Genomic DNA, 14392 nt, shown 5'->3' with positions numbered 1-14392 from the left:
TTGTTTGTGGGGGAGACCGTTGGGCAGATTTATATTTGGCAGGCGGGTCGGAGTACACCTCCGAGTTCAGTCGCAGTGGATAGACGAAAAGCGCGGCCCCTGCTCTAAGAGGAACGAGGGCCGCGCGGTGGGTGCTTAAATCGAGTGGTGCTTAATTCTTGTCGACGCCGATATTTCCGTCCTTCTTCCACACCACAACCACTGCTGGGCGTGGGGTGGACTTGCCGCCCTCTGGCCAGTGGGAGGTTTGCTTTTCAAAGGTGGCGTCATCGGTTTCGCCTGGGTGCTGGACGTTGACCATCACGCGTTCATCGGTGACGATGGGGCCGCAGGTCTCGGCGCCCGCCGGCACGGTCAGGAAGCACTTGAGTTCACCGCGGGTATCGCCCTCGGTGGTTACGGCGTAAAGGCCGTCGTTGGACTCAAGCGCGTTGCCGTCGGTGGAAATCCACATATTGCCGTGGTTATCAAAGGCCAGGTTATCCGGGCAGGAAATGGGGGATACCTTCTCCTTGTCAAAGCCACCGAAGTAGGTATTGGCCTCCTCTGGATCGCCACAGACCAGGAAGAGGTTCCAGGTGAACTTCTCGCCAGCGTGGTCATCTTCAATCTCCATGACCAGACCGTTCTTATTCTCCTTGATGGGAGCCCACTCCATCGGCTCTTCCTTGTTCTTCTTGGCGTTTTCGCCGGTAGCGCCGCGGTAGGAGTTATTGGTCAGGGCCACGTAGACCTTCTCAGAGTCTGGGTGGACCTGCATATCCTCAGGGCGGTCCATCTTGGTAGCGCCCACCTTGTCGGCGGCTTCGCGGGTGTAGACGGCGACCTCTTCGGCGGACATGCCATCGACGTGGGACTCGAATTTGTTGTTCTCCGTATCGGAGGTCAGCAGCTTGATCCACTTACCCTCCCCGTCGAAGGCACCGTCCTCTGGCAGTACGCCGGAACCGTCGATCTCATCTTCTGGCGAGTTGCCTTCCATCTTGGCCACGTACAAGGTGCCGTGGTCCAAGATGCTGAGGTTGTGCTCGATATTGCCTTCTTCGTACTTCTTGGTGGAGATGAACTTGTAGATGTACTCGAAGCGGGAGTCATCGCCGGAGTAGCACACGACGGTGCCATCGGAAGCGATGTGAATATTGCCTGCCTCGTGCTTGAAGCGTCCCAGCGCGGTGTGCTTGACCGGGGTGGACTCTGGGTCCAGTGGGTTAATTTCTACGATCCAGCCGAAGCGGTTGGGCTCATTCGGCTCCTTGGAGACGTCGAAACGCTTATCAAAGCGCTCCCACTTGCGCTCGGATTCACCATCTTCCATGCCGAAGCGCTCAAGGGATTCCTGTGCCTTCTTGTCATCCAGGTTGGCGTGAGCGAAGTACTGGTCAAAGTTCTCCTCGCCGGAGAGCATCGTGCTCCACGGAGTGATACCGCCGGAGCAGTTGTTCAGGGTGCCCTTGACCTTCTCGCCGGTCTTATCGGCGGAGGTCTTCACAAATTCGGAGCCGGCTGCTGGGCCAACCAGAGTGAACTCAGTCGTGGCGGTGATGCGGCGGTTAAGCGGACCAAACTCGCGCTTGAGTTCACCGGTATTGCCCACCTTGGACACCTCCACGATGGAGTGGCCGTGGCCAGCCCAACCAATCTTGGCCTGCTCTTCGGTGGGGTTATCCGCATCGTAGTTGGGGAACATCTGCGGCTCGGTGGTGTACTCGTGGGAGCAGACGTAGATAAGGCGATTGTCATCATCCGGATGCTCGATAAGCCCGGCGAAGTCGTTATTGAAGCCGAACTGCTTCTCGGCGGCCTCGGCCGTCTGGTTCTTATCATCAAACTCTGGCGCATCCTTGAACAGCGGGTCTCCCCAGGCGATGAGAACGGACTGCTTATAGCCATCCGGGATGACTACTTCGTCCTTTTCATTCGGCTCAACTGGGTCAAACTTCATACCCTCTGCGGAGGTGAGTTCTACATTAGCCTCGGAAGTCTTGCCCCCCTTGGCCTCGGAAGAAGAGGCCTCATTGGAGACTTCATCCGGGTTGGAACAGGCAGCCAGCGCGGCGCCGCCGCCGACGGTTACTACGGACAAGCTGCCCGCGCGCAGAGCGGTACGGCGGGAGAACTGGTCACCGAAGTATGGGTTATCAGACTTGTTCTCGCATTCACCGAAGCAGGCATTGCCGCACTTGTAGGTGCACGTCAAGCTGGAACGAGAGGATGCGAAGAGACTAGAGAGAAGGTTGCGGCCTTTAAGCGCCATTATTACTGCTCCAAAGAAGGTCGAAAATATTGATAAGACATGGGGTCAGCCATATATATAAGGGGATGCCAGCAACAGTGCGTTGGCCTTGAGGTGACAGCGAAGTGAACTATGCGTAAATCTTTCTCGGGGTAGGGGCGCTATGGGCTAAATCGCGTGCTGCAGTGGGGATCGACTACCCTAGGCTAACGTGAGCGAGCAGAAGAATAATGAAGTAAACGATGTCCCTGAGCAGCTGCGCATCCGCCGCGAAAAGCGCGATCGCCTGCTCGACTCCGGCGTAGAGGCCTACCCGGTATCCGTCGAGCGCACCATCGCGCTAAAGGATCTGCGCCATGATTTCCGCGTAGTGGCCGAGGGCGAAGAGCCGGGCAATGAAGAGGGCGTGACCTACCTGGCCGCTGGTGAGGAAACCGAGGTCACCCACGCTATTGCCGGCCGCCTTATCTTCATGCGCAATACCGGCAAGCTGTGCTTTGCCACCTTGCAGGACGGCGATGGCACCCAGATGCAGGCCATGCTTTCGCAGGCCAAGGTGGGCAAGGAGCGCCTCGATGCCTGGAAGTCCGATGTGGACTTGGGCGACTTCATCTCCGTTAGCGGCCACGTGGTTGCTTCCCGCCGCGGCGAGCTATCCATCATGGCTGAGGAATGGACCATGGCGGCCAAGTCCCTGCGCCCGCTGCCGGTGTCCTTCGCGGATATGGCTGAAGATACCCGCGTGCGCCAGCGCTATAACGACCTCATTATCCGCGAAGAGGCCCGCAAGAACGCCATGGTGCGCGTGAAGGTCATGCGCGCGCTGCGCAATTACCTGGAAGGCCAGGACTTTGTAGAAATCGAAACCCCGATGCTGCAGACCCTGCACGGAGGTGCGGCCGCTCGCCCGTTTATCACCCACTCCAATGCGCTCGATATTGACCTCTACCTGCGCATTGCCCCGGAGCTGTACTTGAAGCGCGCCGTCGTCGGTGGCATCGACCGCGTCTTTGAAATCAACCGCAACTTCCGCAATGAGGGCGTGGACCGCTCCCACTCGCCGGAGTTCGCCATGCTGGAGACCTACGCCGCCTGGGGCGATTACAATGATTGCGCCCGCATGACCCGCGAGTCCATCCAGTCCGTGGCCCGCGAGGTCTTTAGTTCTACCACCGTCACGCTTGCCGATGGCACCGATTTCGACTTCGGTGGCGATCAATGGCCCGAAATCGAGATGTATCCTTCCCTGAATGAGGCCTTGCAGCGCAAGTTCCCCGGCCAGCCGGAGGTCACCATCGATACCGACGTGGAGACCCTGAAGGGCATCGCCAAGGTCATTGGCCTCGACGTGCCGCAGGGTGAAGGCTGGGGCCACGGCAAACTGGTGGAGGAAATCTGGGAGGTCCTGTGCGAGGACCAACTGGAAGGCCCCATCTTTGTGAAGAACTTCCCGGTCGAGACCTCCCCGCTAACCCGCCAGCACCGATCTGAGCCCGGCGTGACCGAAAAGTGGGACCTCTACGTACGCGGCTTCGAGCTGGCCACCGGCTACTCGGAGCTTGTCGATCCCGTCGTCCAGCGCGAGCGCTTTGAGGACCAGGCCCGCCTTGCCGCCGGCGGCGATGAGGAAGCCATGGTCTTGGACGAGGACTTCCTGGCCGCGATGGAACAGGGCATGCCGCCGACGGCCGGTACCGGCATGGGCATGGACCGCCTGCTCATGGCCCTGACCGGCCTCGGCATTCGTGAGACCGTGCTCTTCCCGCTGGTAAAGCCAGAACAGAAGTAGCCCATACCCGGCGCCCCCACTCGGTGCCCACCCACGCAGGCACCCGTTAGCGCCCCGACACCGGCTGCAGCCTTCCTTTGGCTGCAGCCTTTTTGTTTGCCCATTGCACCCGCCGCGTGTGGCTCACAGGCCGAGTCGCACGCCTACTTCTGCCTAGTTCTATCGGTTTCACAAAAGTACAACCTCCTCGGTGATATCTGAGCGAAAAATGCTACATCTCAGGGCCGAGTTTGCTCAGTTATCACCGAAGACCTATTGCATCGGAGGTTGCACAAAGGAGGTTGCGCATCAGAGGCTCCACAATCGCGGCCGAACGGGAGGCGTTGCGCATCGGAGGCCGCGCCGCGAAGAGCGAGCGACAAAGAATACCTAGTGTTCTCAGGCGCCATCTGTGGGAAGCGGCCCAGCGGAGGTATCGCCGCGCAGGCGTTTGATGATGTTTTCTGCAGAAATCAGGCACATCGGCACGCCGACGCCCGGCACGGTGGTCGCACCAGCGTAGTAGAGGCCGGCCACCTTGCGCGAGGCATTGCGCCCGCGGAAGAACGCAGATTGAAATAGCGTATGTGCTGGCCCCAAAGCGCCACCTGACCAGGAGTGATAGCGCTCGGCAAAATCGGCTGGTCCAAGGCTGCGCGTGATGGTGATTCGCTCGCGGAGGTCAGGAATATCGGCGGTGCGGGAAAGCTGGTCAAGGGCGGCATCGGCAATAGCAGCAACGCGCGGGGAAGACTCGGGGTGGTAGGCATCGCCGTGCCCGTAGGCTTCTGCAGCGGGTACGGGGATGAGGAAGAACAGGTTTTCGTGGTCTTCCGGTGCGACATTCGCGTCGGTGGCAGAAACCTTCGAAATGTAGATGGACTCAGAGGCGCCGAGGGGACGTTCTGGGTCCGGTGCGGAAAAGACCGCGCGGAAATCGGGGTCCCAGTCCTGGCTGAACAAAAAGGTATGGTGAGCTAGCTGCGGGAGCTTGCCCTGCACACCGGCAAGTACCACCACGGTGCCCAGCCCTGGATTGCGGCGGGCCCAGTAGCGCTCCGGATAGGTGCGCAGTTTCCGGGGAAGCAGCTGATTTTCGGTATGGTGCAAATCCGCGGCGGAGACCACAATATCGGCATCGATATGCCCGGTTGTCGTGCGGACGCCGGTGGCACGTGTGGAAGACCCGCTGGCGGTGGTGATGGCGGTGACCTCTTCGCCCAAGCGGAATGTGGCGCCGAATTTTTCTGCTTGGCGGTAAATGGCCTGCACCACTGCGTGGAATCCGCCGAGGGGGTAGCGCACGCCTTCCACCAGGTCTGTATGGCTTAAAAGGGAATACAGTGCTGGGGCCGCGGCGGGCTCGGAAGAGAGAAAAACTGCTGGGTAGCTCAGAATCTGGCGCAGGCGCGTATCCGAAAATTGCCCGTTGACGTGTTTTTGCAAGCTGGTAGTCAGCAGCGCTGCAATCCGCGCTAGCCGATGCCGAATATCTGCATGCACCAGGTTCAACGGCGCCGAAAATGTGGTGTACAAAAAGTGATCGAGCGCTACGTGGTAGGCGTCGCTGGCATCTGCTAAATAAGTGCGCACCTGGCTGCCGGCACCTGGTTCAATCGATTCGAAGAGGTGGGCAACGTTATCGGTCCCGGAATGTACATCCACGGGGGTGGGGCGCGCGGCGGTGCCAGGAGCGGACTCGCCGGGGCCGCCGGTATAGACGCGGTAATCCGGCGAGAGTCCCACCAGATCCAGTTCCTTTTCTGTCGAGGTACCGCAGAGGGAAAAGAAGTGGTCGAAGGCATCCGGCATGAGGTACCAGGACGGTCCGGTATCCCAGCGGAACCCCGCCTCCGTATAGCTGCCCGCGCGCCCGCCTACCTCGTCTAGGGAATCTACGACGGTAACTTCATAGCCCTCTCTTCCGAGGAGGGCAGCGGTGGCAAGGCCGGCGATGCCGGCCCCGATGACGACGGCGTGCATGATGTTCTCCTTAGTATTCAGTCTTCGGCGGGGTCCTTTACCTACGCGCGGTGCGCTATCGCACCGCGCGCACCGCACGCACCGCGCGCACTGCGCGGGCGGCCAGCCACGCCTTGGTGCGATTCGGCACGGATATTCGGGTGGTTTTTAACTCCGCGGCGGGGGTAGCGGCGAGCCGGTTGGTGAGCTCGGCAAAGATATCGGCGGCCGCGCGCACACCGAAGCGGGCGGATAGCGGCAAGAGGTTAATGGATTCTTCGGCGGCAGCGAGATCGTGGCGGATATCGGCGATGAGCGCGGACTTGGCGGGCTCAGAAAGCTCCCCGCCAGCAGCCTGCGGGAAATAGGTCCGGCCCAGGACCGAGGAGTCTTCGCCCAAATCCCGCAGGAAGTTAATCTTTTGAAACGCGGCTCCCAAGTGTCGCGCTCCGCGGTCCATCGTGGCGCGGTCGGCGGCGGAGACGGTCTCTTCCACTAGGAAGACCTGTACGCACAATAAACCGATGACCTCGGCGGAGCCGTAGATATACTTGGCGAGCTCGGAAGCGGAATACTCCCGCTGGTTAAGGTCTGCGCGCATGGAATCGAAAAAGGCCACGAGGTGCTCGCGCTGGAATCCGCAGCGCCTGGCGGTAATGGCATAAGAGTGCACGACGGGATCGGTGTGCAGCCTTTTCTCCGGCGCGGCCAAGATAGCGGACTCGTAGGCATCGAGCGCGGCGGCGGCATCGATGCTGGCCTGGTCAGCGGTGCCATCGACAAGCTCGTCGGCGATGCGCACCACGGCATAAAGGTGGCGGATGTCTTCGCGCACCCGCCCGCGCAAAAGGCGCGTGGCCAGGGAGAAACTGGTGGAATACTGCCCCATAACCTGCGCGGCCGCGCGCGAGGCCGCCTGGTCATAGCGAGTCAACATACTTGCAAAAGTAGCACGCGCCTGAAACACCCTAGCGGTTGGTGGCCCGCGGCTGCCCCTCGGCAAAGCCGGCGGCAGATTGCACGCCCACGGTGGCGCGCTCGTGGAAGCTTGCCAGCGAATCGGCCCCGGCATAAGTACAGGATGAGCGCACGCCGGAGATGATGCGGTCCACCAAGTACTCCACGCCGCCGTGCTCCGGATCGAGGTAGATGCGCGAGGTGGAAATGCCCTCCTCAAACATCTCACGGCGGGCGCGCTCGAAGGCCTCGGTGGCGGAATTGCGGCCGCGCACAGCCCGGCGCGAGGCCATGCCGAACGATTCTTTGTAGAACGAGCCATCGGCATCCTTGTTCAGGTCACCGGGTGATTCGAAGGTGCCGGCGAACCAGGAGCCAATCATCACATTGGACGCGCCCGCGGCCAGCGCCAGGGCCACGTCACGGGGATCGCGCACGCCACCATCGGCCCATACGTGCGCGCCGACCTCGCGGGCAGCGGCCGCACACTCCAGCACGGCGGAAAATTGCGGGCGTCCCACGCCGGTTTGCATGCGGGTGGTGCACATCGCGCCGGGGCCCACGCCGACTTTGATAATATCCGCGCCCGCCGCGGCCAGCTCGCGCACGCCGGCGGCCGTGACCACATTGCCGGCGGCAATCGGCAGGCCCAGATCCAGGGCGCTGACCTTGCGCAGCGCCGCCAGCATGCTGTCTTGATGGCCGTGGGCGGTATCGATAACGAGGACGTCAGCGCCGGCATCGGCAAGCGCCTGCGCCCTGCCCTCAACGTCGCCATTGATGCCCACCGCGGCACCGATGTGCAGGCGGCCCTGCTTGTCGATGCCCGGCTTATACATCGTCGCCCGCAGCGCACCCTTGCGCGTCAAAATGCCCGCCAGCGTGCCATCCGGATTGACCACTGGGGCGAGCTTGCGCGAGGTTGCGCGCAGGCGGGTAAAGGCCTCCTGCGGGTCGATGCCCACAGGCAAAGTGACCAAATCAGTGGTCATGAGCTCGCCCACGGCGGTGAAATTATCCTGCCCGCGCAGATCCTTTGGCGTGATGATGCCTACCGGCAGCGCGCCGTCGACCACGATGGCCGCGCCGTGGGCGCGCTTGTGCAAAAGGTTGCTGGCATAGCCCACCGTATGGTGCGGCTTGATGGTGATAGGGGTGTCATAGACCAGGTCGGCGGCCTTTACCGAGGCGATCGTCTCCGCCGCGGCCTCCAGGCTGAGGTCCTGCGGCAGGATGGCCATGCCGCCGCGCCGGGCGATGGTCTCTGCCATGCGGCGGCCGGCCACAGCGGTCATATTCGCCACGATGAGCGGGATGGTATTGCCCGTGCCATCGGCCGCGGTGAGGTCGACCGCCTGCCGCGAGCCAACATCTGAGTGGTTCGGCACCATAAATACATCCGAGTAGGTCAGCTCGTAGGGCGGGCGGGAATCATTGAGGAAATGCACTGTGAGATTGCCTAACGTGAATCGAGGGTGCAGGAAAAGACATCTAAATCATACGCCCCAAGTTTTGCAGGTTTAGCCAAGTCAGTATCCTGATTTGGTGTCTCAGAATCCCGCTCCGAAAATCTCCGCAGAGGTCATAGTCAACCTCACCATCTTGGTGCTCTCCGCGATGGTGATGATTTTGAATGAAACCGCCCTTTCGGTGGCGCTGCCCACCATCATGGCGGATTTCTCCATCCCGGCGACCTCCGCGCAGTGGCTGCTGACCGGCTTCTTGCTCACCATGGGTGTGGTCATTCCCACCACCGGGTTCCTGATGGATAAATTCACCACCCGGCAGATTTTTGGCGCCTCCACCGGCGTTTTCCTCACGGGCACGGTGCTGGCGGCCCTCGCCCCGGCCTTTGGGTTGCTGCTTGCCGGCCGCGTGCTACAGGCCGCCGGTACCGCGCTGATGATTCCTACCCTTATGACCGTGGCCATGACGCTCGTTCCACCGCAACGTCGCGGCACCGTCATGGGCATTATCACCGTGGTCATCTCCGTGGCGCCGGCCCTGGGCCCCACCGTCGGCGGGTTCATTTTGAGCATGGCGACCTGGCACGTCATCTTCTGGACCATGGTCCCGCTCATCGCCGCTATTTGCATCGCCGGCTACTTCCGCCTGGTCAATGTGGGCGAGCGCAGGGATACCCCGCTCGATATCCCGTCGGTATTCTTATCCGCCCTGGCCTTCGGCGGGCTCATTTATGGCCTATCGTCCATCGAGAAGATGGTGGAGGGCGGCTCGCTTGCCGATGCCCTCGTGCTCCTCCTCGGCGTCCTCACCCTCATTACCTTTACCGTGCGCCAACTCCGGCTGGCTAAGGTAAACCGCGCGCTTTTGGACCTGCGCCCGTTTAAGGTCCGCAATTTCACCCTCGCGGTCATCGCCATGCTGCTCATGTTCGCCCTGCTGCTGGGCACGGTGAATATCTTGCCCATCTATTTGCAGACCTCGCTGGCGGTATCCTCGCTGGTCACCGGCCTCGTGGTGATGCCCGGCGGCCTTTTGCAGGGCGGGATTTCCCCGATTGTGGGGCGGATTTATGACGCCCTTGGACCTCGGCCGCTGTTGATTCCCGGCGCAGTCATGTTTTCTACCGGCATCTGGCTGATGACCCTGCTGACAGAAAACAGCGAGGTGTGGATGGTCATCGGCATGCATATCCTGTTCGCCGTGGGCATCGCGCTCATGATGACCCCGCTGATGACGGTCTCGCTGTCCTCGCTTCCCGATGACCTCTACTCCCACGGCTCTGCCATCCTAAATACGTTGCAGCAGCTGGCCGGCGCGGCGGGTACCGCCTTCCTCGTGGCCTTTTTGACCAGCGGCACCAAATCCGGCCAGGCCGAGGGTATGAGCGAGGCCGCCGCCACCGCCCAAGGCGCGCACTGGGCCTTCCTTTTCGCCGGCGTGCTCTCGGTTTTCGTGCTCGTGCTAGCGCCCCTGCTCAAACGCGTGCCCGCCGAAGACTAGTCCCCGTGCCGGGAAGCTGCACGTCGCCCGACGCGCCGACGGAGTGGCCTCCGCGCGGGCGTTCCGGGCCATCCCGCCGCCGGTTATCTTGCGGCGCCTACTGCGCACACAGCGGCAGCTTTAGCCGCGCGGCTTCGGCATCGTCGCCCCACACCATGAAGATGGATTGGGTGCCTTCCACGGCCATAACGTAGGTCTGCGGATCCGTTGAGGCCTCGTAGCTTTGGATGGTGCACCTATCGTTAGACAGCTCTACTGGGTCAGCGTCTGGGAGGACCGCATCGCGTTCTTCCACGCTGGGGTAGTAGGCGGCGGTGTAGTCGAAACCGTCTCCCGAGCAGGTGATCTTCGCTTCTTGACCATCCTCTGGGGCGCGGGAGGAACATTCCGCGCCGAGCGCGCCGTCTTGGCCGCTGCGCGAGCCAATCAGGCTCGGATAAGCATTCGCTAGGTTCTTTTCCTTGTCATCCCAGCTGGGGTAGGACAGGAAATACCACAACGCTCCCGCCGCAGCCACTGCGATGACGGCCAAAACAGAAATGAGCGCGATGAGCCCGCCCTTGCCCTTCTTCTTTGGCGGGGCCGCATTCATCGGTGGTACCGGCTGTTGCTGGTATTGCTGTTGATACTGCGGCTGATACTGGGGGCCCGCCTGGTTCTGCGGCGGGAACTGCTGCTGCGGTTGCGGTGGGAACTGTTGTTGCGGCTGGGACTCGGGCTCTTCGGCCTGCACCGGCGGGAACTGCGAAGTATCGAGATCGCGCTCGGGGCGCAGCGCTGCCACGACCTCTTTGGCGCTCGAGTAATCTTTGTCCGGCGTAAAGGAAGGGCACGTGGCGGCAACGAGTTTTTGGAAGGCGCGGACGGCATCGGCGCCGGTCACGCTCTCGGCCTTTTCTGGAGTTTTCTCGGCGGTTTCCTCCGCCGATTCCTCCGCCGTGCTGGCACCACCTGGGCCCGCGGCGGCGAGGACGGCGACCTCTTTATCCTCATCCACGAACACGCGCTCAGCCTTGAGCCCATGGACGGCGAAATCCGCGTGGTTGCGGCTAATCAGGAAATCCACCGCGCCGGCCACGGGGGTGAGGATTTCTTGGGCGCGGGGTTTGGTGGGGGCATCGGCAAGCGCGGGCAAGGCTGTGCCCTTACAGCCCTTGCGGACCAAGAATTCCTGGCCATCTGCGGTGGTGCCAGAGCCCTCCAGGGCGGCGAGCGCGGGGTGGTGCAGGCCGTGCAGGGCGGTAGAGGCCTTGACGATGCCCTCTACCCCCGCCGCGAAGATCTCCACCGTGAGTTCCTCATGGGTGGAGCCGTCCTCCACGGCAAAAAGGGTGGAATTGGGCCCCTCATCCAGCACTGCCTTTTCGTGCAGGTTGTGCTGGAAAGCAAAGAATTCGGGAAGGTGCGGCACGGCTGTTTTATTCCTTCGTATCTACGAGACGGCAGGGAGAATGTAGAAGATTCTAGGCTAAATAGAGCCTGTTCGCTACCGGCGTACACCCATGTGAGCTGCGAGTATGGGCGGTTTGGGGCGTTTATAGGGCAATGGGGGCCAAAAAGAGGAAATCCTTTGGGTCGTGCGGCGTTACAGTGGGTACCACATTAGAAGCGAAAGTTTAGGGGAGTCATGTTCGAGAGGTTTACAGACCGTGCTCGTCGCGTCATCGTTTTGGCGCAAGAAGAAGCACGCATGCTTAACCACAACTACATCGGAACCGAGCACATCCTGCTCGGCCTTATCCACGAGGGAGAAGGTGTAGCTGCCAAGGCTCTAGAGTCCATGGGCATTTCTTTGGAGGACGTGCGCCGTGAGGTAGAGGAGATCATCGGCCAGGGCAGCCAGCCGCACACCGGCCACATTCCTTTTACCCCGCGCGCTAAGAAGGTCCTCGAGCTGTCCTTGCGCGAGGGCCTGCAGATGGGGCACAAGTACATTGGCACGGAGTTCCTCCTGCTCGGACTTATCCGTGAGGGCGACGGCGTTGCCGCACAGGTGCTGACGAAGCTCGGCGCTGATCTGCCGCGCGTGCGCCAGCAGGTTATCCAGCTGCTGTCCGGCTACGAGGGCGGCCAGCAAGAAGGCGGCGGCGACTCGAACCAGGCCCCAGGCCCCATCGGCGCGGGCGCAGGTCCCGGTGCCGGTGCCGGTGGGCGCGGTGGTTCCGGCGGCTCGGGCGAGCGCTCCAACTCGCTCGTGCTAGACCAGTTTGGCCGCAACCTCACCCAGGCAGCCAAGGACGGCAAGCTAGACCCCGTCGTGGGCCGCGAGTCCGAGGTTGAGCGCATCATGCAGGTGCTCTCGCGCCGCACCAAGAACAACCCAGTGCTCATCGGTGAGCCTGGCGTTGGTAAGACCGCAGTGGTTGAGGGCTTGGCGCTGGACATTGTTAACGGCAAGGTCCCAGAAACTCTCAAGGACAAGCAGCTGTACTCGCTTGACCTGGGTTCTTTGGTTGCCGGTTCCCGCTACCGCGGTGACTTTGAGGAACGCCTGAAGAAGGTTCTTAAGGAAATTAACCAGCGCGGCGACATCATCTTGTTCATCGATGAGATTCACACCCTCGTCGGTGCCGGTGCTGCCGAAGGTGCCATCGACGCCGCTTCGCTGCTAAAACCCAAGCTGGCCCGCGGCGAGCTGCAGACAATCGGTGCTACCACCCTGGATGAGTACCGCAAGCACATCGAAAAGGATGCCGCGCTGGAGCGTCGTTTCCAGCCGGTGCAGGTCGATGAACCTTCGCTGGATGACACCTTCCTCATCCTGAAGGGCCTGCGCGATAAGTACGAGGCGCACCACCGCGTGTCCTACACCGATGAGGCGCTGCACGCCGCCGCGCAGCTGGCGGACCGCTACATCAATGACCGCTTCTTGCCGGACAAGGCCGTCGACCTCCTCGATGAGGCCGGTGCCCGCATGCGCATTAAGCGCATGACCGCCCCGAAGGGCCTGCGCGAGGTCGATGACCGCATTGCCGAGGTTCGCCGGGAAAAGGAAGCGGCTATCGATGCCCAGGACTTCGAAAAGGCCGCCGGCTTGCGCGATGACGAGCGCAAGCTGGGTGAGGAGCGCTCCGAGAAGGAAAAGCAGTGGCGCTCCGGTGACCTGGAGGAAATCGCCGAGGTGGGCGAGGACCAAATCGCTGAGGTCCTGGCGCACTGGACCGGCATCCCCGTGCTGAAGCTGACGGAGAAGGAATCTTCTCGCCTGCTCAACATGGAAGAGGAGCTGCACAAGCGCATCATTGGCCAGGACGAGGCGGTCAAGTCCGTCTCCCGCGCCATCCGCCGCACCCGCGCGGGCCTCAAGGATCCGCGCCGTCCTTCCGGTTCCTTCATCTTCGCCGGCCCGTCCGGTGTGGGTAAGACCGAACTGTCGAAGTCGCTGGCTAACTTCCTCTTCGGTTCGGATGATGACCTCATCCAGATCGATATGGGTGAGTTCCACGACCGCTTCACCGCCTCCCGCCTCTTCGGTGCCCCTCCGGGATACGTTGGCTACGAAGAGGGCGGCCAGCTGACCGAGAAGGTTCGCCGCAAGCCGTTCTCCGTGGTGCTTTTTGATGAGATCGAAAAGGCCCACAAGGAGATCTACAACACCTTGCTGCAGGTGCTGGAAGACGGCCGGCTTACCGATGGCCAGGGTCGCGTCGTCGACTTCAAGAACACCGTCCTCATCTTCACCTCGAACCTGGGTACCCAGGACATCTCGAAGCCGGTGGGCTTGGGCTTTACCGGCGCCAGCGAGAACGATTCGGACGCCCAGTACGAGCGCATGAAGGCGAAGGTTAACGACGAGCTGAAGAAGCACTTCCGCCCCGAGTTCCTGAACCGTATCGATGACGTCGTGGTCTTCCACCAGCTCACCCGCGAGCAGATCGTGCAGATGGTTAACCTGCTCATTGACCGCGTGGGTACCCAGCTGGAGGAGCGCGATATGGGCATCGAGCTCACCGATAAGGCCCAGAACCTCCTGGCCCAGCGCGGCTTCGATCCGGTGCTTGGTGCCCGCCCGTTGCGTCGCACCATTCAGCGCGATATCGAGGACCAGCTCTCGGAGAAGATTCTCTTCGGCGAGATTGGCGCCGGCGAGATCATCTCGGTCGACGTCGAAGGCTGGGACGGCGAGTCCAAGGACGACTCCGGCGCTACGTTCACCTTCACCCCGCGCCCGAAGCCGCTGCCGGATGACATCGATGAGCCCTCGCTTGCCGATGCCTCCGTTCGCGACAACGACCCCTCCGACCAGGCCGCTGACGGTTCCGATTCGGATGACTCCGACTCCGATTCCGACGGCGACAACGGCGACGGCAACGGTCCAAAGGACGGCGGTTCCGGTTCCGACAATGACGGCATCGACACCAACGGCGAGCCGGATGTCATTTCCCCGGATGTGCCTTCGGAAAAGCCGGGCCCTGGTAACTCCGACGACGATGGCAAGAACCCGCCACCAGCAGGTGCTGGCCAGCCGATGTAACTAATCGGCTGGCCCGCCCCGCCCCGGCCCG

The 14392-nt window shown here is 61.9% G+C and carries 8 protein-coding genes; 3 read left to right on the top strand and 5 right to left on the bottom strand.

Annotated features, from left to right (window positions below; genetic code table 11):
* Positions 1-151: 151 nt before the first annotated feature.
* On the bottom strand, positions 152-2254 hold the full coding sequence (locus tag ACLI1T_RS09830; RefSeq protein WP_411702555.1) for a PhoX family protein: 2103 nt from the start codon (positions 2252-2254) through the stop codon (positions 152-154).
* Between the two features lie 190 nt (positions 2255-2444).
* On the opposite strand from ACLI1T_RS09830, the gene lysS reads away from it, so the two are divergent.
* Entirely contained in the window at positions 2445-4022 is a 1578-nt protein-coding gene (gene lysS, locus ACLI1T_RS09825; RefSeq protein WP_411702554.1) for a lysine--tRNA ligase, read from the top strand.
* Positions 4023-4400: 378 nt separating this feature from the next.
* Here the strand turns inward: lysS and crtI are convergent, their stop codons facing one another.
* Genes crtI through ACLI1T_RS09810 form a run of 3 tightly spaced genes read right to left on the bottom strand, consistent with a single transcriptional unit; the run spans position 4401 to position 8368 of the window.
* The gene (crtI, locus tag ACLI1T_RS09820) at positions 4401-5984 is read right to left on the bottom strand and encodes a phytoene desaturase family protein (protein ID WP_411702553.1); all 1584 of its coding nucleotides are present in this window, start codon (positions 5982-5984) and stop codon (positions 4401-4403) included.
* A 55-nt stretch (positions 5985-6039) separates the two neighbouring features.
* Positions 6040-6900: a phytoene/squalene synthase family protein gene (locus ACLI1T_RS09815; protein ID WP_411702552.1), complete on the bottom strand. Its 861-nt coding sequence runs from the start codon at positions 6898-6900 to the stop codon at positions 6040-6042.
* A 31-nt stretch (positions 6901-6931) separates the two neighbouring features.
* Positions 6932-8368, bottom strand: coding sequence for a GuaB1 family IMP dehydrogenase-related protein (locus tag ACLI1T_RS09810; protein WP_411702551.1), 1437 nt, complete (start codon positions 8366-8368; stop codon positions 6932-6934).
* A 97-nt stretch (positions 8369-8465) separates the two neighbouring features.
* Between ACLI1T_RS09810 and ACLI1T_RS09805 the strand changes: the two genes are divergently transcribed.
* Positions 8466-9887: an MDR family MFS transporter gene (locus ACLI1T_RS09805; RefSeq protein WP_411702550.1), complete on the top strand. Its 1422-nt coding sequence runs from the start codon at positions 8466-8468 to the stop codon at positions 9885-9887.
* 97 nt (positions 9888-9984) lie between these two features.
* On the opposite strand, the gene ACLI1T_RS09800 is transcribed toward ACLI1T_RS09805, so the two are convergent.
* Positions 9985-11298: a serine/threonine protein kinase gene (locus ACLI1T_RS09800; RefSeq protein ID WP_411702549.1), complete on the bottom strand. Its 1314-nt coding sequence runs from the start codon at positions 11296-11298 to the stop codon at positions 9985-9987.
* A 216-nt stretch (positions 11299-11514) separates the two neighbouring features.
* Here ACLI1T_RS09800 and ACLI1T_RS09795 point away from each other — a divergent pair, with 216 nt between their 5' ends.
* Complete coding sequence (locus tag ACLI1T_RS09795) at positions 11515-14361, top strand: ATP-dependent Clp protease ATP-binding subunit (RefSeq protein ID WP_411702548.1); 2847 nt, start codon at positions 11515-11517, stop codon at positions 14359-14361.
* Positions 14362-14392 lie beyond the last annotated feature (31 nt).

Origin of the sequence: Corynebacterium tuingiense (genome assembly GCF_046718165.1) — a bacterium.
Classification (GTDB): domain Bacteria; phylum Actinomycetota; class Actinomycetes; order Mycobacteriales; family Mycobacteriaceae; genus Corynebacterium.
The sequence above is the reverse complement of the archived record's forward strand: the minus strand, read 5'-3'. Positions and strand labels throughout refer to the sequence as shown.